At 61.6% G+C, this 23,604-nt stretch carries 26 protein-coding genes; 7 read left to right on the forward strand and 19 right to left on the reverse strand.

All coding sequences use genetic code 11. The features are described from left to right. Nucleotides 1-53 precede the first annotated feature (53 nt). From AC07TV_RS19320 to AC07TV_RS19330, 3 genes are read right to left on the reverse strand one after another with little or no spacing between them, the layout of a single operon-like run. Nucleotides 54-3,173 (reverse strand): efflux RND transporter permease subunit, encoded by a 3,120-nt coding sequence (locus AC07TV_RS19320; protein ID WP_494650004.1) that lies wholly within the window; start codon nucleotides 3,171-3,173, stop codon nucleotides 54-56. After that, entirely contained in the window at nucleotides 3,174-4,277 is a 1,104-nt protein-coding gene (locus AC07TV_RS19325; protein ID WP_494650005.1) for an efflux RND transporter periplasmic adaptor subunit, read from the reverse strand. After that, nucleotides 4,274-5,698 (reverse strand): TolC family protein, encoded by a 1,425-nt coding sequence (locus AC07TV_RS19330; protein ID WP_494650006.1) that lies wholly within the window; start codon nucleotides 5,696-5,698, stop codon nucleotides 4,274-4,276. Before AC07TV_RS19330 ends, AC07TV_RS19325 begins: the two co-directional genes overlap by 4 nt. A gap of 202 nt (nucleotides 5,699-5,900) precedes the next feature. Between AC07TV_RS19330 and AC07TV_RS19335 the strand changes: the two genes are divergently transcribed. Both AC07TV_RS19335 and AC07TV_RS19340 read left to right on the forward strand, forming a co-directional pair. Next, a complete protein-coding gene (locus tag AC07TV_RS19335) occupies nucleotides 5,901-6,611 on the forward strand; it encodes a phosphatase PAP2 family protein (protein WP_494650007.1) in 711 nt (236 codons plus the stop codon). Continuing rightward, nucleotides 6,608-6,952, forward strand: coding sequence for a diacylglycerol kinase (locus tag AC07TV_RS19340; RefSeq protein ID WP_494650008.1), 345 nt, complete (start codon nucleotides 6,608-6,610; stop codon nucleotides 6,950-6,952). The genes AC07TV_RS19335 and AC07TV_RS19340 overlap by 4 nt, the downstream gene beginning before the upstream one ends. Before the next feature lie 14 nt (nucleotides 6,953-6,966). Here AC07TV_RS19340 and AC07TV_RS19345 read toward each other — a convergent pair whose 3' ends face one another. From AC07TV_RS19345 to AC07TV_RS19360, 4 genes are read right to left on the reverse strand one after another with little or no spacing between them, the layout of a single operon-like run. Next, the gene (locus tag AC07TV_RS19345; RefSeq protein WP_494650009.1) at nucleotides 6,967-8,358 is read right to left on the reverse strand and encodes a heavy metal sensor histidine kinase; all 1,392 of its coding nucleotides are present in this window, start codon (nucleotides 8,356-8,358) and stop codon (nucleotides 6,967-6,969) included. Then, a complete protein-coding gene (locus AC07TV_RS19350; RefSeq protein WP_494650010.1) occupies nucleotides 8,336-9,010 on the reverse strand; it encodes a heavy metal response regulator transcription factor in 675 nt (224 codons plus the stop codon). The genes AC07TV_RS19345 and AC07TV_RS19350 overlap by 23 nt, the downstream gene beginning before the upstream one ends. Beyond that, nucleotides 9,007-10,257 (reverse strand): MFS transporter, encoded by a 1,251-nt coding sequence (locus AC07TV_RS19355; protein ID WP_494650011.1) that lies wholly within the window; start codon nucleotides 10,255-10,257, stop codon nucleotides 9,007-9,009. The genes AC07TV_RS19350 and AC07TV_RS19355 overlap by 4 nt, the downstream gene beginning before the upstream one ends. Further along, on the reverse strand, nucleotides 10,254-11,390 hold the full coding sequence (locus AC07TV_RS19360) for a tyrosine-type recombinase/integrase (RefSeq protein WP_494650012.1): 1,137 nt from the start codon (nucleotides 11,388-11,390) through the stop codon (nucleotides 10,254-10,256). The genes AC07TV_RS19355 and AC07TV_RS19360 overlap by 4 nt, the downstream gene beginning before the upstream one ends. 184 nt (nucleotides 11,391-11,574) lie before the next feature. Here AC07TV_RS19360 and AC07TV_RS19365 point away from each other — a divergent pair, with 184 nt between their 5' ends. Beyond that, complete coding sequence (locus tag AC07TV_RS19365) at nucleotides 11,575-12,603, forward strand: DNA-binding protein (protein WP_494650013.1); 1,029 nt, start codon at nucleotides 11,575-11,577, stop codon at nucleotides 12,601-12,603. Nucleotides 12,604-12,606: 3 nt separating this feature from the next. On the opposite strand, the gene AC07TV_RS19370 is transcribed toward AC07TV_RS19365, so the two are convergent. The 10 genes from AC07TV_RS19370 to AC07TV_RS19415 form a co-directional block, all read right to left on the reverse strand. Then, on the reverse strand, nucleotides 12,607-12,939 hold the full coding sequence (locus AC07TV_RS19370) for a hypothetical protein (RefSeq protein ID WP_494650014.1): 333 nt from the start codon (nucleotides 12,937-12,939) through the stop codon (nucleotides 12,607-12,609). Then, entirely contained in the window at nucleotides 12,936-13,256 is a 321-nt protein-coding gene (locus AC07TV_RS19375; protein WP_494650015.1) for a hypothetical protein, read from the reverse strand. The genes AC07TV_RS19370 and AC07TV_RS19375 overlap by 4 nt, the downstream gene beginning before the upstream one ends. Before the next feature lie 92 nt (nucleotides 13,257-13,348). Continuing rightward, the gene (locus AC07TV_RS19380) at nucleotides 13,349-13,579 is read right to left on the reverse strand and encodes a hypothetical protein (RefSeq protein ID WP_494650016.1); all 231 of its coding nucleotides are present in this window, start codon (nucleotides 13,577-13,579) and stop codon (nucleotides 13,349-13,351) included. Between the two features lie 85 nt (nucleotides 13,580-13,664). Next, nucleotides 13,665-13,961, reverse strand: coding sequence for a hypothetical protein (locus tag AC07TV_RS19385; RefSeq protein WP_494650017.1), 297 nt, complete (start codon nucleotides 13,959-13,961; stop codon nucleotides 13,665-13,667). 4 nt (nucleotides 13,962-13,965) lie between these two features. Further along, a complete protein-coding gene (locus AC07TV_RS19390) occupies nucleotides 13,966-14,364 on the reverse strand; it encodes a hypothetical protein (RefSeq protein WP_494650018.1) in 399 nt (132 codons plus the stop codon). Between the two features lie 94 nt (nucleotides 14,365-14,458). Beyond that, nucleotides 14,459-15,004, reverse strand: coding sequence for an ACT domain-containing protein (locus tag AC07TV_RS19395; protein WP_494650019.1), 546 nt, complete (start codon nucleotides 15,002-15,004; stop codon nucleotides 14,459-14,461). A gap of 376 nt (nucleotides 15,005-15,380) precedes the next feature. Next, the gene (locus AC07TV_RS19400) at nucleotides 15,381-15,608 is read right to left on the reverse strand and encodes a hypothetical protein (protein ID WP_494650020.1); all 228 of its coding nucleotides are present in this window, start codon (nucleotides 15,606-15,608) and stop codon (nucleotides 15,381-15,383) included. 200 nt (nucleotides 15,609-15,808) lie between these two features. Further along, a complete protein-coding gene (locus AC07TV_RS19405) occupies nucleotides 15,809-16,189 on the reverse strand; it encodes a hypothetical protein (RefSeq protein ID WP_494650021.1) in 381 nt (126 codons plus the stop codon). Beyond that, nucleotides 16,186-16,503, reverse strand: coding sequence for a hypothetical protein (locus AC07TV_RS19410; RefSeq protein ID WP_494650022.1), 318 nt, complete (start codon nucleotides 16,501-16,503; stop codon nucleotides 16,186-16,188). Before AC07TV_RS19410 ends, AC07TV_RS19405 begins: the two co-directional genes overlap by 4 nt. A 22-nt stretch (nucleotides 16,504-16,525) precedes the next feature. Further along, a complete protein-coding gene (locus AC07TV_RS19415) occupies nucleotides 16,526-17,638 on the reverse strand; it encodes a phage integrase N-terminal domain-containing protein (RefSeq protein WP_494650023.1) in 1,113 nt (370 codons plus the stop codon). Between the two features lie 1,349 nt (nucleotides 17,639-18,987). On the opposite strand from AC07TV_RS19415, the gene AC07TV_RS19420 reads away from it, so the two are divergent. Genes AC07TV_RS19420 through AC07TV_RS19435 form a run of 4 tightly spaced genes read left to right on the forward strand, consistent with a single transcriptional unit; the run spans nucleotide 18,988 to nucleotide 21,205 of the window. Next, entirely contained in the window at nucleotides 18,988-20,019 is a 1,032-nt protein-coding gene (locus AC07TV_RS19420) for a PRTRC system protein D (RefSeq protein WP_494650024.1), read from the forward strand. A gap of 3 nt (nucleotides 20,020-20,022) precedes the next feature. Then, nucleotides 20,023-20,397 carry a hypothetical protein gene (locus AC07TV_RS19425; RefSeq protein ID WP_494650025.1) on the forward strand — a complete coding sequence of 125 codons (375 nt, stop codon included), beginning with the start codon at nucleotides 20,023-20,025 and terminating at the stop codon, nucleotides 20,395-20,397. A 55-nt stretch (nucleotides 20,398-20,452) separates the two neighbouring features. Further along, the gene (locus tag AC07TV_RS19430) at nucleotides 20,453-20,758 is read left to right on the forward strand and encodes a hypothetical protein (RefSeq protein ID WP_494650026.1); all 306 of its coding nucleotides are present in this window, start codon (nucleotides 20,453-20,455) and stop codon (nucleotides 20,756-20,758) included. After that, nucleotides 20,759-21,205, forward strand: a complete 447-nt coding sequence (locus AC07TV_RS19435) for a lytic transglycosylase domain-containing protein (protein WP_494650027.1) — start codon at nucleotides 20,759-20,761, stop codon at nucleotides 21,203-21,205. 87 nt (nucleotides 21,206-21,292) lie between these two features. On the opposite strand, the gene AC07TV_RS19440 is transcribed toward AC07TV_RS19435, so the two are convergent. Together AC07TV_RS19440 and AC07TV_RS19445 are read right to left on the reverse strand one after the other, a co-directional pair. Continuing rightward, nucleotides 21,293-22,981 carry a PRTRC system ParB family protein gene (locus AC07TV_RS19440; RefSeq protein ID WP_494650028.1) on the reverse strand — a complete coding sequence of 563 codons (1,689 nt, stop codon included), beginning with the start codon at nucleotides 22,979-22,981 and terminating at the stop codon, nucleotides 21,293-21,295. Between the two features lie 318 nt (nucleotides 22,982-23,299). After that, the gene (locus tag AC07TV_RS19445) at nucleotides 23,300-23,599 is read right to left on the reverse strand and encodes a hypothetical protein (protein WP_494650029.1); all 300 of its coding nucleotides are present in this window, start codon (nucleotides 23,597-23,599) and stop codon (nucleotides 23,300-23,302) included. Nucleotides 23,600-23,604: the final 5 nt, after the last annotated feature.

Raw genomic sequence — 23,604 nt, forward strand, 5'->3', positions numbered from 1 at the left:
GCATCCTTCGCAAAAATGCCTGGTCCGCCCGGTGGAGAAATAGCGGCGGATATTCACGGTGTCGCCAAGGGAAGTGGACGTGCAGCCCGGCGCTGATGGATCGCCGAGTAGATTGCCGGCAATACGAAAAGCGTCGCCACCAAGGAGGCGGTCATGCCGCCGATGACGGTGATCGCCAGTGGCTGCAGTATCTCGCCGCCTTCCTGCCCTCCGGTTGCTAGAGGCACCATGCCGGCAATGGCGGCAGTTGCGGTCATGAGAATCGGACGTAGCCGGGTGGCGGCCCCCATGCGCACGGCTTCGGCCAATGAGTGCCCCAACTCTCGCAACTGTTCCACGTAAGCCACGAGCACGATTGAGTTGTTGGCGGCGATGCCGACCATGAGGACCAAGCCGATAAACACCGTCGCCGAAATCGGCGTCTGGGTAAGCAGCAGAGCGACCGCGGCTCCGACCAGTCCCATCGGCAGCACCCCCACCACAATCAGCGGATTGACGAGCGACTCGTACTGCACCGCCAGGACGATCAGAATGAGGAAAAGCGCCAAACCGCCGATCCACAGCAGGCCGCTGCCTCCTTCGCTCAAGGTCGCCATACGCCCGCCATAGGAAAGCGTGTAGCCGGGGGGTAGCTCCAGTGCCGCCAGCGACTGCTTGACCTCGGGCGCCACTTCGCCAAGCGTGCGGCCACGCACCGTGCCGTTGACCATGTTGACGGTCGCCTGGTTGACCCGGTCGATGGCCAGCGGGCCTTTGCGTATTTGAATGTCGGCGACTTGTCCGAGCAGGAGAAGATCGCCGTTTTCCAAGCGTCGCAATGGCAGCGTCGGTAGATCGAGCAAGTGCCCGTAGACGGCTTGACGGTTGTTCATCAGGCGGATGTCGTAGTAGAAGCCGCTATCGAGCATCCGCGTTGGAATAGCCCCGTTGATCGCCGTCTGTACTGCTTGGGCAATCGTCTGCGGCGAGATACCGAAGGTGGCGGCTCTTTCCCGGTTGACGGCGACATTGACGAGCGGCTGATTCGTGATTAGCGTTGAAGTCAGATCAGTCAGGCCGGAAACGGAACGCAATTGCTCGCGTACTTTGTCCGCCAAGTCGGCCAAAACCGCGGTGTCTTGTCCTTCGATATTGACCACCACGTCAAAGTCGCCCGTTGCCGCCTGTCCCTTAAATGTCCGGATGGCCCGGATGCGTGCCTTCTTCACCCGGACCTTGAGGCCGGCCATCTGCAGGGCCTTCACTTTCTTGTCGAACGACGCGATCCATTGCTGTACCGACACATTCCGGGCTGCCTTGGGGACCAGTTGCAATTGAATGTCGGCCTCGGCGGGCGTCTCCTGGATCGTCTGGCCAATCCGACCGCCGGTGGAGACATCGACCAGCTCGACTTCGGGCTCGGCAAGCGCCGCTTCCTCGATACGCTGCACCTGGGCTTGGAGGCTGGTGAGCAGCGTACCGGGCTCGCCCTGTACCGAGATGCTCACTTTCCCGTCGTCGATTTCGGGAAGGAACAGGTAGCCGAGTTGGCTCATGGCGAATACCGCCACCAGGAGCAGCGACACCGCGCCGGCAATGACCCAGCGGCCATGGCGCAGGCACACGTCAAGCAGGCGCTCGTAATATTCCAGGACAGCGTAGTAAGCAGTACCCTGCTCGATATGCCCATGTGCCGTCGAGCGGACGATCAGTGGGTAGAGCGCCGGGATCAGGGCCAATGCCGCCACCAGCCCGCCGACCGTGGCAAAAATGATGGTGACAATGAACTCCTTGAAGAAGAGCAGCGCTAATCCGCCGAGGAACAGGAAAGGGAGGACGGCGGCGGTCAACGCCGCCAGCGAGGCGGTGAGCGCCTGCGTGACTTCCTGCGCGCCCTCGGCGACGGCTTCGCGGACGCTCTTGCCGGTGGCCGTGTGGCGAGTGATGTTTTCCAGCAGCACAATGCCGTAATCTACCAGCAGGCCCACGCCGAGTATCAGCCCGCCTATGGACATCAGGTTGAGGCTGAGGCCGAATGCTTTCATCAACAATGCGGTTGCCAGCAGGGCCACCGGCAGCACCGACAGAACGATCACAGCAAAGCGCCAGTCACGCAGGAAAAGCAGGACCACCAGCGCCACCAGCGACATGGCCAGGAACAACGCATGCTGGGCGTTCTGGATGCTTTGGTCGATATAGACCGATTCGTCGCTGGTGACGGCCACCGCGACCTCTTCGGGGATGACGTGCTGTTTCTGCAACTCGTCAAGGCGCGTCCGAACCGCCTGAGCGACTTCGACGGAGTTGGCCTGGGGCGACTTGAATACGCTGAGCTTGATGGATTCCTTGCCATTGATATTCACGATCAGGCGCTGTTCGCGATGGGTATCCACCACCTCCGCCACATCCTGCAGCCTGACTGCATCGCGGTTGGGCGCCATGAGCCGGACATTGCCAACCTCCCGGGCATTGCCGAACAAGGAAATCACTTGCCCGGAGAACTCCTGCCCGGCGGCATCGATGCGGCCGGCGGCGACCTGGATATTGGCGGCACGCAAGGCATTGGCGACATCCGCGAGGACCAGGCCATGGCTGCGCAACCTGACCGGATCGACGCGGACCTGAATCTCCCGCGGCTTCCCGCCGGCCACCCGGACTACGGCCACGCCGGGCACGCCGACGAAGCGATAGGACAAATCGTTGTCCGCCAACTGGCGAAGCGCGATGGGATCGATCCGGTCGGCGGATAGCGCAAACTCGATCACCGGTAGGTTCTGCGGATCGAACTTGAAGATAATCGGGGGATCGACGTCGGCAGGCAGGCGGGCCTTGACGCGATCGACCTGGGTGGAAACATCCCGCAGAGCATCGTCTACGTTGCGCTTCTGGTCGAATGATAGCGTGATCTGCACCAAACCCTGGCGCGTGGTCGACTCGATCGTTTCGATCGCTTCCGCCTGGGACAACTGTTGTTCCAGGATGCGGGTGACCGTTTGGGCCAGAACCTCGGGAGGCGTCTGGCCGGCGCTCACCTGTACCCGGACCAGCGGGTAGACGATCTCGGGCATGAGGGATACCGGGAGCCGGAGCAAGGCGATAATGCCCACCGCCAAGAGCGCTGCCATCACGGCCAGCGTCCCAATGGGCCGTTCGAGGCAGAGTTGTGGAAGGGACCTGCGAGCGGTTTCAGACATTTATTTCACCTTCTTGGAATTCTCAACGGCACCATCGGCCAGCACAACCTCGGCCCCATCCTTGAGCTTGTCCCCGCCGCTGACGATCACTTGCTCCCCCGCTTCGAGTCCTTTCTGGACTTCGACACTATCCTCAAGCACTAGGCCCAGTTTCACCTTCCTCACCTCAACATGTCCCTCGCGCACGACACGCAGCTTCACATTGCCTTGCGCTGGATCGTCACGAATAGCCGTGCGCGGCAGCGTCAGCACATCTTTGCGTGCCGCCGTGGTGAATTTCACCGTCACTAGATAGCCCGGCTTGAGATCCGGGAATGCCGCACCGGCGTCGAGTTCGACCGTCACCTGATGCGACAGGGGATCGGCAGCCGGATGCACGCGAGCGACCACCGCCTGCCGCTCATTTCCGCCGGCAGCGTCGGAAGTCACGCTAACGGCATCGCCGGCCTTGAGGTGAGCCGCGATGTGCTCCGGCACCTTGGCCACGATACGGATACGGGAGATGTCCGCCAGGGAATAAAGAGCGGAGCCGGGCCGAACGGTGTCGCCCGGGTAGAGATGCTGCGCCGTGACTACACCGTTGATCGGACTCGGGAACTGGCTGAGGGAAATTTGCGTGCTCAGCCGCTCCGCCGCTGCCTTGTCGGCGTGGTGTTGCGCCACCACGGTCTGCAGCCGCGCTTGGCTGGCAAGTTGCTTCTCGGCCAACTGCTCCACCCGGGAACGTTCTTCGGTGGAGCGCCTGAGCGACGCCTCGGCCTGCTCCAGGCTCGCCCGCAATAAGCGGGCATCTAGGGTGGCCAGTCCCTGTCCTTTGCGCACCACCGTGCCGGGCGCCACATCTGCACTCATCAGTACGCCTTCGATCTGCGAGACGAGCTTGATTTCAGACCAGCCTGCTGCCGTGCCCATCGACTGATAGGCTTCGACCAGATCGCCCTTGCTCACCTTGGCGGTGGTCACGGGAGTTGGACCTTTCTGCTTTTGGACAATCGGCGAAGCGATCTTCTGCGCAAGGTAGGGGTAAACGAACAATGTCGCCGTGACTCCACCGACCAGCAGGAGCGGAAGTAATCCGTGGTGTTGTTTCAGCCATGTTTTCATGGACGGTTATTCTCCTTTTCAGTAATTTCCTGGCGCGGATTGGCGCGCACAGCGGGTAGGGGTGCCGGTTCGCCGCCCAGGGGTTTCTGCACAGCGTCTTCCAGGGCACCCAGTGCGGCCTGCGCCTTCAACAGGGCGTCATTCCGCGCCCGACGTGCCACGGCAGCCTCGACCTGGGCGCCAACGACCGCGGAGCGGTCCACCTCGCCGGCAGCGAACAGTTCCCCCATGTCACGGAGTCGCCCCTCGACACGACCAACCAGATTTCCTGCGGCTTCGTACTCCTGATCCGCGGCACGGTAACGCGCCAGTGCGCCATCTACCTGGGCGACGACGGCCGTTTGCAGGGCAGAGAAGTTTTCCGCCGCCAACTCGCGGCGGGCTGTTGCCTCCGCGATGGCCCCCTGGTTCTGATTGAAAATCGGCAAAATAAACGACAGGGGCAGCGACCATTTCACCGTGCCGGCATCCCAGGTGTAGCCCGGCCCGAGCCGAAGATCGGGATACTGTTTGGCGATTTCCAGCTTCAGGGCGGTATCGCTGGCCGCGTACTCTGCGAGCGAGCGTCGGATGTCGAGCCGGTTGTGCAGTGCCTCGCTTCGCACCACCTCGGCAGGAATCTCCACGAAGGGCGTCGGGGAATCCAGGCCGGCGTGCGTGACTTCCTTGCCCGCCAGGGCCGACACCGGAATGCCGATGGCGTCCGCGAGGAGTACGCGAGACTCGTGAATACGCCCCTCGGCCACACGGACCTGCATCGCCGTTTGATTCAGGGCAATGCGGGCGACATCCACATCTTGGGTAGGCACATCGCCCAGAGAGAAGCGGGTTTCCAGAAGCCGGACATTTTCTGCCCGCAAGGCTTCTTCCGCACTTATTGCCTCCAGATTCCTAATCGCTAACAAGTGCTCGACCAAGCGAGAACGCAGCCTGGTGCGCACATTCCAGACCGTCGTGGCCAGGCCCAAGCGCTGCGCCTCGGAAAGATGCTGCGCCTGCTCGACACGATAGCCGCGTTTGCCGGCCGTTTCGATGGGAATGCCGAAGTTGTAACCCAGTGTCCACGGCGACTCATCTTTGGGCGCGTCAGTATTGTATTGAGACGACAGACCCAGGGAAGGATTGGGAATTTCCGCTGCGGTTGTCTTGCCTGCTTCTGCCACGGCCAACCTGGCGCGGGCCACGTCGAGGTCGGGGTGATAGTAGAAGGCCGCCAACGTCAGGGTCGTGGTATTCCAGGACGACGGTGGCCAAGGAGAAATCTTACGTTCCAGGTTGTGTTCGATGAATTGCCGAACCTCTGGAGCATCAAGACGCCGGGATTCGAAGGCGGCTTGCTGCCGGCCGGGATCCAGCGGTTTGGCCGTATAGCTGGCGCAGCCGGTGAGCAGCACCAGGAGTGTGATCGATAAGCGCTTCATGTTCCCCAGTCTTCGCGGATGGACATTTGGAATACCCGAGTATCCTCACAGTGGCGGCACTCGGGCAGTGAAAGAATAGGGAACCAAGGGGAACCGGAAAATGACTGCAACCTGACCATTTGGTCATCTTCGGCCTACTCCCGTCGTTCTCGGCAATTGCAGAAGGCAGGGCTAAAATGCTGCTCGTATAGAGGGAGGGATCATGCCGACCATGATGAAAGGACCACTGATGCGCTGGCCGTGGACCCGGCTGGAGCCGCGCCTCCTCGCCGTCGTTGCCGGTGCCGCCTCCGCGGCCTGGGTCTTCATCGAGGTGGCGGAAAGCGTAGTCGAGGGCGAAACCGGCGCCCTCGACCACGCCCTCCTGCGCGGCCTGCGCGATCCGTCGGACCCGGCGGTGCCGCTCGGGCCGCCGTGGCTGGCCGAGACCGCCCGGGACATCACCGCCCTAGGCAGCCCGGTGGTGTTGTGCCTCATCGTCGCGCTTGCCGCCGTCTTCTTTGCCTTGGCCGGCCAGCGGCGCACCGGGTTCTTCGTGGCCGCGGCCTGCGGCGGCGGCGCGTTGACCGCCAGCCTCTTGAAGGCGTTCTTCGCCCGCCCGCGCCCGGAACTGTTTCCCCATGGCGTCCCCGTGTTTACGACCAGCTTTCCGAGCGGCCACGCCATGCTGGCGGCCGTCGTCTACCTGACCCTCGGCGCCCTGATCGCCCGCGGGGTGCCCGGACGGCGGCTGCAGGGTTACATACTAGGGGTCGCCGTGCTCCTCGCCGGCCTGGTGGGGGTCAGCCGCGTCTATCTCGGCGTCCACTGGCCGAGTGACGTGCTGGCCGGTTGGGCGGCCGGCGCGGCTTGGGCGCTCGCCTGCTGGGGAGCCGCCCAAGTTGTCGCCCTCGGCCCCGACCGTCGGCCATGAAGGGGCAATTCTTCCTCGCCCGACTGGGTTTCGCCCTCCACGGCCTTCGCCTGGCGTTTCGCCGCGAGTCCAGCCTGCGCCTCCAGAGCCTGGCGGGTGCCGGCGTGCTGGCCGTCCTCATGGTGACCCGTCCCGCGCCGGTCTGGTGGGCGCTCGGCGCCCTTGCGGTCGGCTTGGTGCTGGTGGCGGAACTGCTGAACACCGCCCTGGAAGCCTTGGCCGACCGCCTGCACCCGGAACGCCATCCCGAAATCCGCGCCGTCAAGGACATGGCTGCTGGGGCCGTGCTCGTGGCCTGCCTCAGTGCTCTCCTGCTGGCCGTCGCCTTCCTTTTCCGGTAAGGCGGCGCGACCGTTCAGGCCGGGAAAGTCAGGGTCACCGTCGTCCCCTGGTGAAGTTCGCTCCGGATCGCCACCGTGCCGCCGTGCAGCTCCAGGATGAACTTGACGATGGCCAAGCCCAGTCCCGTGCCCGCGCACGCCCGTGAACGGGCGCTGTCGGCCCGGTAGAAGCGGTCGAAGACATGCGCCAGGTCGCCGGGTGCGATGCCGTCGCCGGTATCGCTGACGCTGATCTCGACGGCATGATCCGACGTTTCTTGTGCCGCGATGACGATGCGCCCGCCACCGGGCGTGTGGCGCAACGCATTGGCCACGAGGTTACCCAGCGCCCGCCGCAACAGGGCGGTATCCGCCAGGACCTGCCCGCTTCCCTGGGCAACCAGGGCCACGGCCTGCTCGTCCGCCAGCGCTTGGTAGAAATCGCAGACGGTGGCGATCTCGTGGTCGAGTTGGAGCGGCTGCCGGTCCAACTGGGCGTCGGGCTGCTCGGCACGGGCGAGGAAGAGCAGCGCGTCGACCATGGCAGCCAGGCGCTGGTATTCCTCCGCCGCCGACTCGATGCAGGCCCGGTACGCCTCGGCCGATCCGGCCCGGGTGAGCGCCAGTTCGGCTTCGCCCTGGAGGATGTGGAGCGGCGTGCGCAGTTCGTGCGCGATGTCGGCCGAGAACTGCGACATGCGGGCGAAGGCATCTTCGAGCCGGGCGAGCAGTTGGTCGAAGTTGCCGGCGAGCGGCTGTAATTCCTGCGGCCAGTTGTCGCCGACGCGGCGGTGGAGGTCGGCCGCACTCAGTTCGGCGACCAGCGCCGCCAGCTTCGAGACGGGCCGCATCTCGCGGCGGGCGATCAGGTAGCCGGCCGCCACGGCCACCACCAGCACCAAGGAGACGGCCAGCCACAGCGTGCGCCGGTAGGCGGCCAGCACCTCCTCTTCCTTTGACCGGCTCATTGCCACCTCGACGGTAAACCCGGCGCCGACCGCGACCGAGGCCGCCAGGATACGGTAGTTGGCGCCGTCGGGAGTCTGCCAATCCCGGCCGCGCTCCGCGTCCGAAGGCAGCGGCGCAGCGTCGAGGGCTACCCGGGCCGCAGGGGTCTCGAAGACTGTGCCGCCGCGAGCGTCCCGTACCCGGACCTCCATGCCCGGCAGCAGGGCCGCCTTGCGCAGAATCTCCTCCTGGAAGGCGGCGGAGCCGGGCGGATGGAGCACCAGGATGGCCCGCAACTCGGCGATCCGTCCGGCGAGTTGTTGGTCGTCTTCGTGGCGAAGGCGCTCCGCCAGCACCCAATACAGCACGCTGCCGGCTGCCGCGATCAAGACGACGCTCAAGAGCGCGTACCAGAGCGTCAGGCGAGTGGCGATGGAAGCGGATTTGTCCACGCCTTCAGTCCCGCGCTTCAAGGACATAGCCCACGCCCCGCAGCGTATGGATCAGCTTTTTCTCAAAAGGGTCGTCCACCTTGCGCCGCAGGCGGCGCACCGCCACGTCAACCACGTTGCTGTCGCCATCGAAATTCATGTCCCAGACCTGCTCGGCGAGCCGGGTACGGGTCAGCACCTGACCGGGATGGCGCAGCAGATATTCGAGCAGCCGGTATTCCTGGGGCGCGAGGTCGATGGGCTGTGCGGCCCGCGTTGCCCGATGCCGGAGCAAGTCCATGTCAAGGTCTTCATAGCTTAACACCTCAGCGCGCCGGACCGGCCCGCGCCGCAGGAGGTTGCGCACCCGGGCGTTCAGCTCCGAGAAGGCGAAGGGCTTGACCAGGTAGTCGTCGGCGCCGGACGTGAGGCCCTTCACCCGGTGCGACACGGCATCGAGGGCAGTGAGCAGGAGGACCGGCTGGTCCGGACGAACCTTGCGGATTTCCTGCAGCACCCACCAGCCGTCGCGCTCCGGGAGCATGACATCGAGCACAACGGCGTCGTAGTCGCCGGAGAAGGCCAGATGCAGCCCGTCCAGGCCGTCGGTGGCGACATCGACGACGAAACCCTCCTCGGTGAAGCCACGCTGGACGAACGCTGCCGTCTTCGGTTCGTCCTCGACCACCAAAATTTTCATTCTCGATTCTCCCTTTGCAAGGTTCCGGCCAGGAGCGCCGCGCTCAGGGCGGCGAGTGCCGCGGCGATGCCGAACGCCCACGCCGGGCCGCCGGCTTTCCAGATCAGGCCGAAGAGGATGCCGGCCGGGATGGCGGCCAGGCCGGTGAGCAGGTAATACCAGCCGAAGGCGGTGCCGCGCTCTGCCGCGGCGGCGTATTCTGCCACCAGGGAACGCTCCACGCCCTCGCTGATGCCGCTCAGCAGCCCGTAGAAGGACACCGCCAGCCACAGCCCCAAGGGCGAGCCGATGGCGGCCAACCCACCGTAGGCGAGCGCCAGGCTCGCCCAGTTGAAGAGCGTGAGCCTCCGTTTCGGGAGGCGGTCCGCCAGCGGCGCCCCGACCAGGGCCGTCCCCGACTGGACGGCGGCGAGCCAGGCCCAGAGCAGGAGCAGCGTCACCGTATCCATGCCCAGCTCGTGACCGCGCAGGATGATGAAGGATTCGGAGGTCCGGGCGAAGACGAAGACGGCCAGCACCCGCAGGTAGCGCCGCAGCGCCGGAGAGAGCGCCGCCCAGGCGAAGGCGGGCGCGGCGCGGCCGGCCGGCTTTGCACCGGCGTCGGCCGGATGCGGGTTCGGCAAGACGGCGAGGAGCGCGACTACCACTGTTCCCGGCAGCACCGAGAGGCCGATCACCTGCGGGATCGACAGCCCGGACCAGGCCAGGACGGCGGCGGCCACCAAGGTCCCCAGGACAGCGCCCAGATAGTCCATCCCGCGGTTGATGCCGTAGGCCAGGCCGCGCTGGTCGGCCGGCGTGGCGTCGGCCAGGATGGCGTCGCGCGGTGCCCCGCGCAATCCCTTGCCGAGGCGATCCAGGCTGCGCAGCAACACGACGCCGAGCCAACCGCCGGCCAGCGCCAGGAGCGGCCGGGAAAACACCGCCAGGGAGTAGCCGGCCAGGACCATCGCCTTGCGCCGCTCGGGGCGGATGTCGGCATGGCGCCCCGACCAGAGCTTCAGGAACGCCGCCACCGCGTCGGCGCAGCCTTCCACGAGGCCCAAGGCCACCGGGCCGGCCGAGAGGACCGAAGCCAGCAGGATCGGGATGAGCGGGGTCACCATCTGCGCCGAGACCTCGTTCAGCAGGCTGACGGCGGCAAACAGGAGGACCGGCAGCGATAGGCGCCGGCCAGGTATCCAGCCAAGGCGGCTGGACTGGTCAGCGAGTGGGTGCGATTTTGGGTTATTCGGCATCGGGGTCATCGGCCGGTCGTCTTTTCGTGCCGCAGGTCGTCCTCGGCGTGGAGATAGATGGCGGTCGTTTCGATGGACGCATGCCGCAGGTTCTTCTGGATGAAACGGATGTCGTTGCCGGCATCAGCTTGGTGCGTGGCCGAGGTGTGGCGCAGCCAATGGGTGGAGGCCCGCCGCAAGGTGGCCGCACCGGCGGGATCAACGGCTTCGAGGGCCGCAGCGGCACGCCGGAACACTTCCTTGACGACCAGGTAGATCGCGGTCGGCGTAAGGAATCGGTCGGTGCGGCCAGCGACGGACATGACGAGAGGCGAAGTGTCCAGGCTGGTCGGGACGGCCAGCAGACCGTGGAACCGGCGGTAGCGCGCCCAATCAGCCATCAACTCATCGCTCAGGGGCACATCGCCGGCCCCGCCACCTTTGCCGACGACGCGCAGCCACCATTTGCCTCGCCGCTGGGACAGGTCGGCGGTCTTGGCGTGCGCGGCCTCGGAAACCCGAAGCGAGGCGCCGTAAAGCAGGCGGAACAACCAGCGTACGCGCTCGTAATGCTGACACTCGCGGCGCGTCCCTTGCGGCAGCGTCTCGATGAAGTCGAGCACGGATTGCCACCGTTCCCGATCCAGGTAGCGCTCCACCGCGGCCCGACGGCTCGCTTTGGCTTCGCCCCGCCGGCGGCGCAATGCGAGCGGATTGCCGGCAAGGTAGCCGGCCGCCACGAGATACCCGAAGAGCCCGGAGAGAATTCCCAGGGCCTGCCGCACGCTGCGCGGCGAGAGCGCGCCGTCGAAGAGGCGGCGCCCACCGCCGCGGCGAGGCAAGGCCGGATCGACCCACTCGACGGACGGATTGGCCAGAAACACCTCATAGGCCAGGAAGTCCTCCCGGGTGAGGCTGGAGAGCGGTTTGCCCAGGACGCGGGTTGCCCAGATCAGCAGCCGCACGGCTTCCTTGCGGTAACTGCGCAGGGTATGCGGGGAGCCCGCGTACTCGGCCAGCCACAGGCCCACCGCTTCCACATCGGTATCGGCGGAAATCTGGCGAACCCCGCCCCGTGCCCGGTTCGAGCCGGTGCTGCCGTCCAGGGCGGGCGGCAGAACGATAGCGGGCAAGGAATCGGCGGCGGGCACCAGGTCGGGCACGGTGTCTGGGTCTCGTGATTTTTCGGAAGGCTTTTTCACAGGGTACAGCAAAATTGCTTGCGATTATGCGGATTATCGTAAATATTGGCGCGCAATGGTTACGGCTATAATGTAATACGTTAGTATATTGATCTTCGCCGGCCGAATTCCCGATCTCCGGCCGACCGCGCAGAAAGGAGGCGCCATGAGCCGCGTCAGCGATACCCGAATCCGTACCCGTGAGGCCGCGGCCCGCCTGGTCGCCGCCGGCCGTCGGCCGCACGAGCTGACCGTCGACCTCATCTACGCCGAAATCCGGCAAGGCAGCCGCACTACCATCAACGACGAACTGAAGCTCTGGAAGGACGAGCAGGCCAAGGTCGACGCCTTGAGCGCGGCCCTGCCGCCGGCCGTGGCCAACGCCATGATGGCGGCCTGGGCCGTGGCGGTCGAGCACGGAGAGAAGGTCTTCGAGCAACGACAGGCCGAGGTGGAAGGCGAGCTGGCCGCCGCGTTGCAGCGGGCGCAGGCCCTCGAAACCGATCTGGCGCAGGTGCAGGAGGAGGCCACCGGGCTGCGCGCCCAGGTGGCCGCCCGCCAGGCGGAAGCCGAGGCATGGCGGGACCAGGCCGCGCGTGGGCAGGCCGCGGCTGAAGCCGCGCAGGCGCGCGTCCAGGCACTGGAGCAGCAGGTCGAATCCTCGCGCGCCGAGGCGGAGCAGCGACTGGCGGCGGCCAACGCCGCCCACGAGCGGCGCCAGACCGAGTTGCAGGAGACCATGGCGGCCCAGGAGCAGGCTTTCCGTGCCGAGATCGACAAGGCGACCGAACGGCTCGAAGGCGTGCAGAGACACGTCATGCTTCAGGTAACCGAAGCGCGAGAGGCGACCAAGCGTGCCGAGGCACTGCTGGCCAAGGCGCAGCAGAAGAATGAAGAGCTATCGGCCGAAGCGCAGCAACTCAGGGCGGAACTGGCGTCTCAGGCCCAGCAAAGCGCAAGAGCCCACGAGGACTTGGACAGGGCGTCCCAGGCAGCGGATCAGTTGCGAACCGAGCGCGAATCACTGATCCAGCAGCTCGCCATGCTCACCGGCAAGTTTGACGCCCAGGCGGCGCAGATAGAATCGCTGGAGCACCGGGCCATCGGTGCGGAGAGCCGGCTGGAAGCGGCCCTGAAACGGCCGGCGGCAACCAAGAAGAAAGCAGGGAAAGCGGATCAAGCCGACCTGGTTTGAGCGCTAAGTCCTATTTTTACATGTATATCGGCTGTACCCGATTTTCACGCGGGCGGAAGGTGTCTTGCGAATGAAGGCGATCGCATGGTCTCGCCAGTCGGCGATGGCTTGTGCAACGTTGTGCCTTTCCAGAACGCCCACGACGCCCATTACCTTGTCAACCCGCCGCTCGAACCATTCGCGGTCTGCCTTCATTTTTGCCTCCACCAATTCCGCCGGCGGTTGCATTCCAACAAGGTAGCGCTGGGGACGGCACAACGGCATATCAAGCAGCTGATCGTAGATCTCGATCAGGTGGCCCCGTGCTTCGCTGACATAGCGCCATGTGTTGCTCATGCCTTGTTTCCTTCCTGGCCAGGAGATTTCATTGCGGCAATCTGGCTCGGCGTTACGATGATGCCCATGTCTCGAGCGCTTTCCATCAGTTCTGGCACCGAATCACGCAAATCATGGACGACTTCGCCCACAATTTGATACGACACTGGCAGTTGCCCCGCTTCTACCGTTTCCCGGCTCCACAGGTGGCCGTTCTGGTCAATTAACATGCCGACGGCCGAACGCTTGGGGAACTGGCCATGCCATTGCCCGATTGCAGGATCGCACTCGGAACACGATGCCTGAGCCTTGTCGACTGCCTGCCAGTAATTCGACATGGCTGTATTCTCGACGCAGCCGCACTTTGAGCAACGGAATAAGGGCATGGGTTTTCCGGATATTCTGGATTTAGTGGTGGGCAGCCACTTGGTCAACGCGCTAGCAAATGGTCAGTGCGGCAGGCCTCCCAAATCCGCGAGCGGTCTTCGGTGTCCACTTCATCGTATCCAACAATGCTGCCAAGCAAAGGCGGATTCCGCGCCAAAAAGCCCTCTGCTTCTTCATCAGAAACGGCTCTCTTGAGCTCAATCCCCATGTACTCCTTGACCAGTTCGAACAACTCCTGCCGGATGAAGAACCGGCCAACTTGACGCTCTTCCATTGTGTGGATTCCTTTGTTTGTGTCATCCGGAAATCGGATTCTGATGTGGGAACAGTCTGCCAAATTCAGATTCCCGGCCATGCTATTACACCGAGGCCTCGATTTGAGCCTTCAAGCATGCCGCATGTGCGGTTACCGCCAAGTCTTTCAGGTTGATCACCACAGGACCTTCCCGGAAGTCACCGTCCATCGTGCCGTGCAGTTCGGCCCTCTCTTGCGGGGTGAGGTTGCGCCACTTGGCAATCCAGTCGAATTTTCCGAAAAGCAGCCCCGTAGGTCCGGTTGCCGATGACTGACCAACGGAGATCCCGTTTTCGCGGCACCAAGCTTCGGCGGCGTACAGCGCCTGGAAGGTGCCCTTCTGGTTGAATTCGACTCGCATACGATTATTGGGGCGTTGCAGCCACAACGAGCGAACCATCCGGGCGCTGCAAGCTGATGCGATCCTTCTCGCCGCGAATGACCGTCCATTGTTCGGTCACATTTCCGCCAGGCGAGCCAATCAATACGGGAACCTGCATGGTCGAGGCGGTAATGACCACGCACGTCTTTTTGCCGTCGATTTGGCCTTCACCGAAGATTTTCACCTGGGACGGATTGGCCGGGCATTCGTCAAAGCCCTGAACCGGGACGGCGCTGGCATCTTTGGCCAGAATCTGGAACCCCGGAGCAAAGACCATCACCAGAGGTCCCTTATTAACAGCTTCCGCCTGCTGCGCAACCTTGTCACAGGCAACGAGCATCACTGCGAGTGAAGCAAGCGCCAACAGAATTCTGGTTTTCATTACTCTCCCTTTGTTTTCTGGTTGTTTGTCACCAATCATGCTACCAGCCGGCATTGCCAATACAAGGCGTAGCGCTTGACCAGGCGGCACTGTTTCAATGGGCTTCTTTCGCTGAGGGCTGGAACAAGGCCTCCGGCAATTCGTCGTCCAGAAGATCGAGGACGTTGTAGCCCATTCCAGCGACAGTGCTTCGCAGTTGTTCGGCTTCGTCGGAGATCCGATCTGCAGCATTGAAATCGCCCTTAGCTTGCGCGTCGTTGATCTGGTTGATCAGTTTGGCCCAGCGTTGTGCCATTCGGATATGTTCGAACTGCGGCAGCGCCTCGAACGTTGCCTCGCTCATTTCCAGCCATTCGATGGTGAATTTGTCGCCGGCCTCGGGGGCGAAGATGTGCGCAAAGCTCCCCATGTCGTTCGCTTCGAGGTAGTACGGCTCGACTTCGCCTGTCTTCGTGATCTTGGCAACCATCATCACCACCGAGCGGTCGCCGGATTCCCAGCGGCCCATGTGGCTTTCGCAGCAGGAACAGACACCGACGCCGGCGGCGTAGTCGACGACCAGCCAGGAGCACGGGCCATCGTCGCCGACGCAAGCGTGCGTGTCGGTACAGCCACAGCCGATACAGGTTGCAATGCACATAGTTGTTCCTTCCATTCCGAGGTGTTCTGTCGTGATCTGATGAAGCTACCAGCGGGCTGGCTCAATACAAGTCGTCCGTGCTGGCTTGTCGCAATTCGCGGCCCCGGCTGGCGCATCAGGTCGCGATTCGCAACATTTCCTTTCCATGGGATATCCCGCCGATACCGTTTTGCAGCCAAATACTGCAGTTGTTGCAGTTTCTGATGGATGCATTGACTGCACATTACCCGGCTTGGGGGCGGATTGCGTCGACCTAAAACCATCCCGGCTACCGGGGCAATTCGAGCGTGGCCACCGCGCAGGCGAAAAAAAGCAGGCGTCGATGCGCCTGCCTGGATATAGGGACGGCCAGCGGTTGGCGCCGGCGCAAGCATGGTCAGATTGGAATGGGTACGACGCCTTCAGCCTTGCCGAACCTGGTGGCGATCCGCGAAGCGCATGATGAGATCACGGCCGGGATGCCCCAGGCAATTCCCGCGAGACCGGCCATGGTGATTGCGATGCCCGGCATCGAGCATTGACCACTGAGGATGAAGAGCCCGAGCCAGGAAATCAGACAGCTCGCCAGCACGAACATGCAGCTGCTTTCAAAGGTGGATTTCATTTGCCGCTCCTTCACTGTTCAAAGACACATGAGGAATTCTGTGCGTGGCAGCGTCGTTGGCGATGATCACGGGGCCGGCCACAGTCACATTGGACACATAGTGCCACTGCGAGTGCCCGCTGTCTGCCGATCCGGGCCGTGAGTGCGTGGTTCTTGATCGGGGGCGGCGAGCTCGGGCGCCGTGGGTTCCCCTGCCCTACTTACCGTGCCAGCTTGGCAGCTACGGTACCGAGTTCGACGATCTGGCGGCCGACGGTTTGGCAGTCGGGCACCTGGCCGAGGTTGGCGCCGGCGAAGTTGCGCGCGGCGGCGATCGGTTCGCGACCGACCATTTCGATCTGGGCCTTGGTGTCGGCGATATCGCGCTCGCTGAGAAGGCCGGTGGCGACGACAACGGTTTCGGTACCGCGGATGCCAATCTCGGCTTTCTGTTCCAGATTCTGCTGTGCGTTGCAGGTGATGTTGCCAGCGGCGCGTTCAAGTTCGGGGGCGGACACCGAGCGCGGGAGGCTGGCGAGTTGGTTGCTGTCGCAGCCTGCGAGTCCGAGAAGGATCGCGAGGATGGGGGCGGCCCGGTTCATGGTGCGATCAGCCAGTGGTCAAGGTCGGTATGCTCGGCGTCTTCATCCTGCAGGTGCCAGACCCAGCGGCCGAGATAGACGAAGCCGTATTCGTTTTTCTGCTCCCGTTGTCCGTTCAGGAAGGCGGCAGCGAGATCGGGGACTTCGGCGAGCAGCTGCGGGACGGTCGGCCGCATGGGGTTGAGCGCACCTTCGATGAAGGCGCACAGGGCGGCCTCGCTGTTGAGCAGGAGTTTGTCCACTTCACTGGTGGCCTGTTGGGCTTTCAGGTGAATGGTGCCGGCGCTCAGGCCCGGAATTCGATTGATCTTCATTGGCTGTTCTCCCTGTTCCTGTTTAGAGAGTGGTGTTGAGCTTCTGGATGAGACGCCCAAGTTCGGCGGCTTCGGCATCGCTGAGGTTTTCGTTCTTGGCGAGTTCGCGGAAGCGGGCGATATCGGTTTTCTGTTCGTCGGTCCGCTTGGGGGTGGTACGGGCACCGATGTAGGCGCTGGTGATACCAAGGCGGGCATGGCCGGCTTCCTGGGTGACCCGCGCGCGGGCGATGTCGTGGGTGAGTTTGTCGAGGTCGGCGGTGAGCGATCCGCTACGGACGGGCGACGGTGCGCCGGCAATCCGCTCGTAGAGGTCGTTGAGGTGTTGGTGCCGCAGGCCGTGCGAGGTGATGCCGAGTCCGCGCTTGGTGACACCGAAGCGTTCGAGGACGTAGTTGAAGTGGCGGATGCCTTGCTCAAGGGTATGGTCGGGGTGGCCGATGTGCTCATTGACGTGCCGGACCTTGCTCTTGGCGAATTCGAGGACTTCGCGTTGTTCGGGTGTTTCGACCAGGACGATGCGCTCGCGGCCGCCCTTGGTGCCGTCGCGTACCCGGATGGCGACGCTGAGGTCTGCCTTGAGGGGGCGGAACATGACGGCTTCCTTGCGGCGAAGGCCGAAGGCTTTCATGAGCCGAAGTTGGAGCCCTACCCGCCAGTCGTATTGTTCGATCATGCCGATCAAGGCAGGAATGTCGATGCCGGTGGCGCTCCAGGATTTGTCGTCCGCGCTGGCTTGGGTGCGCTGGACGGTGGCCGGGTTGGCTACGAAGTCGGCGGCTTTCTGGATCATGCCCGGCTTTCCTATCCAGATGGAGAGGGCGCGCAGGACGGAGATGCGGTTGGCGATGGTGGATGCAGAGAGGCGGCGTTCTTCCCAGGATTTCGCCAGCGCACGTACATGGCGCTGTTGCAGGTTGCGCGGGGATTCGATCTTGAATCCGAGGCCGCGTAGTTCGCGCATGGATAGGACGAGCAGTTCCCGGCGATGGTCCATGGTTTCGTGGGAGACGATCTTGTCTTGGCGCAGTGCGTCCCGACCGTTCTCGCGAATGAGGTCCATGAGTTCCGTGTAGAAGTTCTCAGGCAGGCGGCGTTGCAAGTCCTTGCTGTTACGCACTGCGGGTTCCTTCACGTTCTGTTCCATCTTTCCTACCTTCCCTACTTCGATTGTTCCTGGTACTGCGGTGTGGGTACGTTTCTCTGCTCTGTGTCTGCTCACAGGGTTGGGGGGCCTACCCGGCCGGTGTCTGGCGACGCGTTCCGTAAGTATCGTGCTGCCCACTCAACCGTTCGTTTCCGTCTGGTCAAGCACTACCTCGCGGTAGCTCCTGTATCCCGGCACTCTGTTGTGAGTGGCGTATGCAGGGGGTGGTGTTCCGGTTCCGATCCGGTAACGAGATATTTGCAACTGAGCCCCCAATAGCCATCCCCGCTGCGACCACGGGGTAAGGGGTGACCTGTTCTGTCCGCCCGACTCCTACTAGGAAGTCGTGAGGGAGCAGCGTCCGATGTTTAGCGTACGAGTACGCCACAGGGGACCGTCGGTCAGGCTCGGTTTAGTTGATTGGGGTAAAGCAGATTTCCATACCAGAGATGCAGGTATGGCGAGGCCCCGACAAGCCAAGACGGCACTATCGCTACGCTTGGTATCACGGGGGGCGGATTACTCCGCTGTGAGTCATGGGGCGACACGTGGTCGCTCTTCGTTATTACTAAGCCCTGATGCTTCAGGGGTGCTACTGATTTCCTTGCCAGAAGCTGTATCTGGCCCCGCATTGGCGGCGTTCTTACTGCTAGACGTGCTGCCGATTCCAGCTGATCGAGTGGAGGTCACAACCCTTTTGCAAGGCCGATCCTATTCCGCATCGGAAAATGGTGTCAACTTTTTCTGTGACCGTATTCGCGCTCATACCCGGATTCTCTGTCCACTTTCGTCCTGCCGCCCTCGCCATTGCGCCGTTTTGGCCGTCCTCCCTATCCGTCCTATCTTCAAAATTCGGACAGAGCAAATTGGACATCGAGCGAAAACCCCGGCGAATTATTCGTGTTTAGCAACACGAAACCTGCCGTCATTCAGGTTGGCAACCGTCCTTTTGTCTTGGATTGGATGGGTGGTGCGGTAGTGCTGAATGCGATCACCCCAGAATCGACTCCTTTCAACGCGCGTCGGGCGTGCAGATATGAAGTAACTCCGGCGGAAGTCGTCACGCATCCCCAACAGTTTCCCGAACATTGACGATTGTTCGCCTGTTCAGTGTGGCGAGACAGTTCGCGTGCCATCCATCCCCGGTATATCGGCACACCATGCCGGATATGTGCGCAAACAATGATGTTGGGCCTGCCTTTGGTGGCTATCCTTGCCCGACATATCCAGGATATGTGCATTTCCCACGCGGTATTGGCCGATTTAGCACGTGGTTTGCCGCCGGCCATATCGCTATCGTTGCCTGGTCTTATCAATCTTCCCCTGAAAGGTCAGCAATGAGCCCTGTCGTCCGCGCTATCGATGTCGGTTATGGCAACACCAAGTACCTGTCTTTGGTCACTTCCAACGACATTCAATGTGGAATCTTCCCTTCCCTTGCCCCCCAGGCGAGTAGTGGTCCGGACCTCGCTGCAGGACTGATGCAGCGCCGGAATACAGTTGTCGTCGAAGTCGACGGCGTGAAATACGAAGTCGGCAAGGATGCTCGCCTGGCACAGGACGCCAGCCATGGCCGCATTCTTGACCCCGACTATTCGATGACCGATTCCCACATGGCGTTGATTCGCGGTGCGCTCTACTACATGGGGCAACCAAAGATCGATCTATTGGTCCTGGGCTTGCCGGTCAACACGTTCGAGAAATACAACGTGCAACTGGCGAAGCGAGTTATCGGGAAACACCCGGTTCCCTTCCGTGAGAAGGATGGGTCGATGAGCCAACGCGAAATTGAGGTGGTGAACTGCCGCGTCATTCCGCAGCCAATTGGCGCCTTCTTTGATTACGCGACCAAGACACGCACTTACGACCGCATGCGTTCGCAGATGAACCTGCTCATCGATATTGGTTTCTACACCCTCGATTGGTTGGTGGCGGATGGCGTCAAGATGGTGAATGCGCGGTCTGGTGCGCACAACGGAGGGATGTCTGCAGTGATCCGCGCAATGGCTGACGCCATCGGTGGGCAGATCGGAGAGCAGATCAGTGACCTCTCCATCCTCGAGGAAGCCATTCGGACCGGCACCAATCCCAGCTTCTACGGCAAGCCATTCGACATTTCCGAACATCAGAAACTTGGCAAGGCCAAGGCAGAACAGTTCGTTTCTGTTCTGGTGAATAAGGTTGGCTCTGCCCTCGACATCTCAAACATTATTCTCGCCGGCGGCGGTGCCGAGTTTTTCAAAGATGTCTTGGCCGACAAGTTCCCTCGCCACGAGATCATCACTACGAGCGATCCGGTCTTTGCCAATGTTCGGGGCTTCCAGCGCGCTGGCCAGCAGTTCGCTGAGCAAATGAGCAAGCGGAGCTAACCAATGCCCACGAAGAAAGGAAGCGCTGCGGCAAAGACTCGGTCAACAGAGTTCATCGACCTGAATTTGCGGATCAAAAACGACGGCGGGCCGATGTTTGCATTCCTGTCTTCGATTGAAGATCCATATGCTCGAGGCGACCGGGTTCGGCAATTGATTTACCTCGGGCTGCTCGCGGAACGTGGGATGGTTGGCGGGGTATTCGCTCAGCAGCCAGCCTCGGCTTCGATGGCCCCCTTGGCTGCTCCCGTGTCGAAACCTGCTCGGAAGACATCTGAAACAGAGATGCCGGTGGAAGCGGCACCTCTTCAGTTTGAGGCTGACGATTTATCAGCCATTTTCGGAACAGTGACTCCGGAGCCCAATTTGGGGGCTTGAACGAGATGGGTCTCCTGATAAAAGAGAAGATGTAGACATCAACAGGAGACCCAAAATGACTACCCGCAACAGCAACACCAATTCTCTCTTCATGGCTGATTTCGCTTCTACTGACCGTCGCAGTGCCAAGGCTCACATCGAGGGCAAGAGCCTTCGCGTGAAGGTGTTCACCGCCTTCACTGCTGTGGCCAAACTCGTTGGTCGTGGTGCCACCGCCGCCGATGACTTCAAGGTGGCCAGCCGTTTCTTGTTCAAGCGCCGTGAAGCCATCGGCCGTTTCGGCAAGAACGCCGGCCGCGTGGCAACCGCTATTGTTGGCCTGGCTGCAGGTGTTGGCCTTTTCTTCTTCCTGGTGCAATAAATGATCAAGGCTGCCGCGAGATTCAACCGCCTCCTTCTTTATGTAGTTATTGGCGTGGCAGTTGGATCTCCGGCACATGCCTGCTGGGAAGAAATCGGAAATCGGTACAACATCAATCCATATCTACTGGCAGCGATTGCCAAAACGGAATCGAATTTCAAGGCCAACGCTGTTCGCCGTAACAAAAACGGCACCCGCGACATTGGCGTCATGCAGATCAACAGTCTGTGGCTTCCAGAATTGGCAAAGTACGGAATCTCCGAAGAGCATCTATTTGACCCGTGCGTGAATATTGCTGTCGGGGCATGGATTCTTCGTCAGCGGCAAGCCTCCTACGGTAATACTTGGGAGGCGGTAGGCACCTACCACTCAAAAACCCCCGACTTCAAGTGGAACTACGCCGGGAAGGTATATGGCAACCTCAGGCAGTTGCTACCTGCTCCGTAAGTTTGGCCACAGCAAATTTGTGGACAAAAAAAAGGCGCCCGAGGGCGCCTTCTTGTTTTTCACATACCAGTTGCCTGGCCGAGTTGGTTAGCGATCGTATTGCAAGTGACCGGGCACCTTCCCGTTGTAGTCGAAGCCATCGACTGCAAGCAATAACTTGATGATTTCGTCCTTTTTGCCAGCCATCAGCTTGCCGAACTTGTCGCCGAGGTGGGCGCTGAGTCCGATTTCACCAGCAATCACTTGCATTTCGCTCTTGGTGAGCAAATCGAGGTACTCGGAGTTGAGTACCCAATGTGCGCCAAGATCGGCCTGCATGAAGGTCAGAAGCCGCTTGATGTCGGATTCTTCCAGACCATCAAAACACGAAGCTGCTAAGCCACCGATCAGCCGTTGCTGAACCTCTTCCCCTGCCTGAGCTACAGCATTGGCAGTCTCGAGGACATTGATCCGGCTGCTTTCGCTTCCACCGGTGATTTTGCCGAAGGCACTGCACAGCGCGCTGCTGCCGATCTTGCCCAGTTTTCCTTCCAAGGCGAGAGCCAAAAGGATCACTTGGTTGACGGCCGGTTTTTGGGCTTCCAGCTTGAATACCTTGCGCCAGATCTTGACGCGGTAATCCTTGATACGCTGGCTGTCCTCGACCTTCGCAGCCGACTTCGAGCTTCCCTTTTTAGTGTCAGCTTGCTTCCCAGCAGCTGCCGACTTGCCCGCCGGCTTTTTTTCACCATCCTTGGCTTTCGCACTCTCCCCCGCGCTTGCCGCTGCGGCATCTTTCTCCGCCTTAATGCGCTCGGCCACTTTCGTGGCATTGCAAGCTGGATCGAAACACTGATCGCGATACACGTTCCCGATTTTCCCGGGAACAGCGGAGATTGCGGCACCGAAGTTGGCACACGCACGACACTGGTTTGCTTGGTCTACACCAACGCCGCAACTGCCTTCGGAGACGAGTTTGAGGATCGTGAAGTTTTCCCCTGGCCGCACGATTCGAACGGTTGGGTACTCATCCTTCAGCGAGCTGGCGACGGCATCCAACGCCTCATCGGTCTTCTGCTGGTAGCAGGTCCCGTTCGTGCATTTGGCGCCGGCGATCGCTTCACTGAACAGTGCTTGTTGCGTCCCGGAGTTATGGGGGCAATTCACACATTGATCCTTGTTGAAAATTGCGACGTCAAGATTCTGCGCAATTTGCTCGAGCATGGACTTCAACTGCGGAACAGTTGGCATGGACGGAGCGCCCAACAACTTGCCGAGCACGTCATCTTGCTTTTCACGGGTGACCGCGGCGAGCAATTCGGCGTGGCCCAGGCTGATTTTCCGTTCGTTGAGTGCCTTGCGGACGCTATCGGAACAGTTCATCAGCGCCAGGCGCTGTTTAAGCGTTGCAGGTGACCAGCCAAGACGCTTCGCAGCTTCTTCGCGATTCCCTGCGCAGTTGCCCAAAATGCGGGCTGCAGCTTCGGCTTCCTCCGTTGGCGACATCGCGGCTCGCTCATGGTTTTCGGTCAGAGCAGCTTCGTCGACTTGAGCGTCGGTCATTTCCTTCACCATGGCGGGAATGTCGGCCAAACCAACAGCCGTCGCCGCACGCCACCGGCGTTCGCCAGCGACGATTTCCAACTTGCCGTCAGTGATCGGGCGAAGGAGGATCGGTTGCAGAACACCTTGGGCTTTGATCGAAGCCTCCAGTTCGGCCATTTCCACCGGGTCGAAGTACTGACGCGGGTTACGGCCACGAACAATGAGAGACAGCGGGATCGAAATTTCTTGCATGATGCTTCTCCTGGATAAATACGGGGAAGCCCTGCCCCTCTTGGGTGCAGGACACCCCGAGGGTTTGAAAATTGAACTGCTGGTTTCGGCTCAATGCCCGGTAGATCCAGCTACCGCTTTGCCCGAGGGCGAGAAGATCTGCTTTCCGAAGCACAATTGCTTGGGAAAGCGCACCAATTCGCACAATCAATGGGAATTGCCCCGGAGGGGCAACAGTTCGCTGCAATCGAGAGTGAGCGATGTCTTTTAAGGCTGACTTTGCTATTACAAGCCGGTTTTGTCAGCTACCGAAATCCACAGGCGAATGATGGCACCGTTTTATTGGCCGGGCAATACCCTGCTCTGCTGGCGTTCCATCCGTAGGCGATACCACCAATAGAGAGACTCAAAAGCAAGAAACGGCATCACCACGCCAGCGACCTGGACCACAAACATGGCAGCGGAATAGCATGCAGCAAAGACGGCTTCCCCTCCAAGCGGCGCAATCAAGGTCAGTACCGCCATAATTCCGACGGATAGTAGAAACGCAAGCTTCGCAGCCACGAAACACGCAAACCGTTTTCCGCGGGCCTTGTAAGCAGCTGCAGGGTTGAAATCCGTACTCAGTTTCCAATTCATCGCAT

Source organism: Azonexus sp. GW821-FHT04F04, from assembly GCF_059420025.1.

Excerpts from the sequence above, each read along its gene's own strand:
- AC07TV_RS19320 (WP_494650004.1), bottom strand. The coding sequence starts at position 3,173 with ATGTCTGAAACCGCTCGCAGGTCCCTTCCACAACTCTGCCTCGAACGG.
- AC07TV_RS19325 (WP_494650005.1), bottom strand. The coding sequence starts at position 4,277 with ATGAAAACATGGCTGAAACAACACCACGGATTACTTCCGCTCCTGCTG.
- AC07TV_RS19330 (WP_494650006.1), bottom strand. The coding sequence starts at position 5,698 with ATGAAGCGCTTATCGATCACACTCCTGGTGCTGCTCACCGGCTGCGCC.
- AC07TV_RS19335 (WP_494650007.1), top strand. The coding sequence starts at position 5,901 with ATGCCGACCATGATGAAAGGACCACTGATGCGCTGGCCGTGGACCCGG.
- AC07TV_RS19340 (WP_494650008.1), top strand. The coding sequence starts at position 6,608 with ATGAAGGGGCAATTCTTCCTCGCCCGACTGGGTTTCGCCCTCCACGGC.
- AC07TV_RS19345 (WP_494650009.1), bottom strand. The coding sequence starts at position 8,358 with ATGTCCTTGAAGCGCGGGACTGAAGGCGTGGACAAATCCGCTTCCATC.
- AC07TV_RS19350 (WP_494650010.1), bottom strand. The coding sequence starts at position 9,010 with ATGAAAATTTTGGTGGTCGAGGACGAACCGAAGACGGCAGCGTTCGTC.
- AC07TV_RS19355 (WP_494650011.1), bottom strand. The coding sequence starts at position 10,257 with ATGACCCCGATGCCGAATAACCCAAAATCGCACCCACTCGCTGACCAG.
- AC07TV_RS19365 (WP_494650013.1), top strand. The coding sequence starts at position 11,575 with ATGAGCCGCGTCAGCGATACCCGAATCCGTACCCGTGAGGCCGCGGCC.
- AC07TV_RS19370 (WP_494650014.1), bottom strand. The coding sequence starts at position 12,939 with ATGAGCAACACATGGCGCTATGTCAGCGAAGCACGGGGCCACCTGATC.
- AC07TV_RS19375 (WP_494650015.1), bottom strand. The coding sequence starts at position 13,256 with ATGTCGAATTACTGGCAGGCAGTCGACAAGGCTCAGGCATCGTGTTCC.
- AC07TV_RS19380 (WP_494650016.1), bottom strand. The coding sequence starts at position 13,579 with ATGGAAGAGCGTCAAGTTGGCCGGTTCTTCATCCGGCAGGAGTTGTTC.
- AC07TV_RS19385 (WP_494650017.1), bottom strand. The coding sequence starts at position 13,961 with ATGCGAGTCGAATTCAACCAGAAGGGCACCTTCCAGGCGCTGTACGCC.
- AC07TV_RS19390 (WP_494650018.1), bottom strand. The coding sequence starts at position 14,364 with ATGAAAACCAGAATTCTGTTGGCGCTTGCTTCACTCGCAGTGATGCTC.
- AC07TV_RS19395 (WP_494650019.1), bottom strand. The coding sequence starts at position 15,004 with ATGTGCATTGCAACCTGTATCGGCTGTGGCTGTACCGACACGCACGCT.
- AC07TV_RS19400 (WP_494650020.1), bottom strand. The coding sequence starts at position 15,608 with ATGAAATCCACCTTTGAAAGCAGCTGCATGTTCGTGCTGGCGAGCTGT.
- AC07TV_RS19405 (WP_494650021.1), bottom strand. The coding sequence starts at position 16,189 with ATGAACCGGGCCGCCCCCATCCTCGCGATCCTTCTCGGACTCGCAGGC.
- AC07TV_RS19410 (WP_494650022.1), bottom strand. The coding sequence starts at position 16,503 with ATGAAGATCAATCGAATTCCGGGCCTGAGCGCCGGCACCATTCACCTG.
- AC07TV_RS19420 (WP_494650024.1), top strand. The coding sequence starts at position 18,988 with ATGAGCCCTGTCGTCCGCGCTATCGATGTCGGTTATGGCAACACCAAG.
- AC07TV_RS19425 (WP_494650025.1), top strand. The coding sequence starts at position 20,023 with ATGCCCACGAAGAAAGGAAGCGCTGCGGCAAAGACTCGGTCAACAGAG.
- AC07TV_RS19430 (WP_494650026.1), top strand. The coding sequence starts at position 20,453 with ATGACTACCCGCAACAGCAACACCAATTCTCTCTTCATGGCTGATTTC.
- AC07TV_RS19435 (WP_494650027.1), top strand. The coding sequence starts at position 20,759 with ATGATCAAGGCTGCCGCGAGATTCAACCGCCTCCTTCTTTATGTAGTT.
- AC07TV_RS19440 (WP_494650028.1), bottom strand. The coding sequence starts at position 22,981 with ATGCAAGAAATTTCGATCCCGCTGTCTCTCATTGTTCGTGGCCGTAAC.
- AC07TV_RS19445 (WP_494650029.1), bottom strand. The coding sequence starts at position 23,599 with ATGAATTGGAAACTGAGTACGGATTTCAACCCTGCAGCTGCTTACAAG.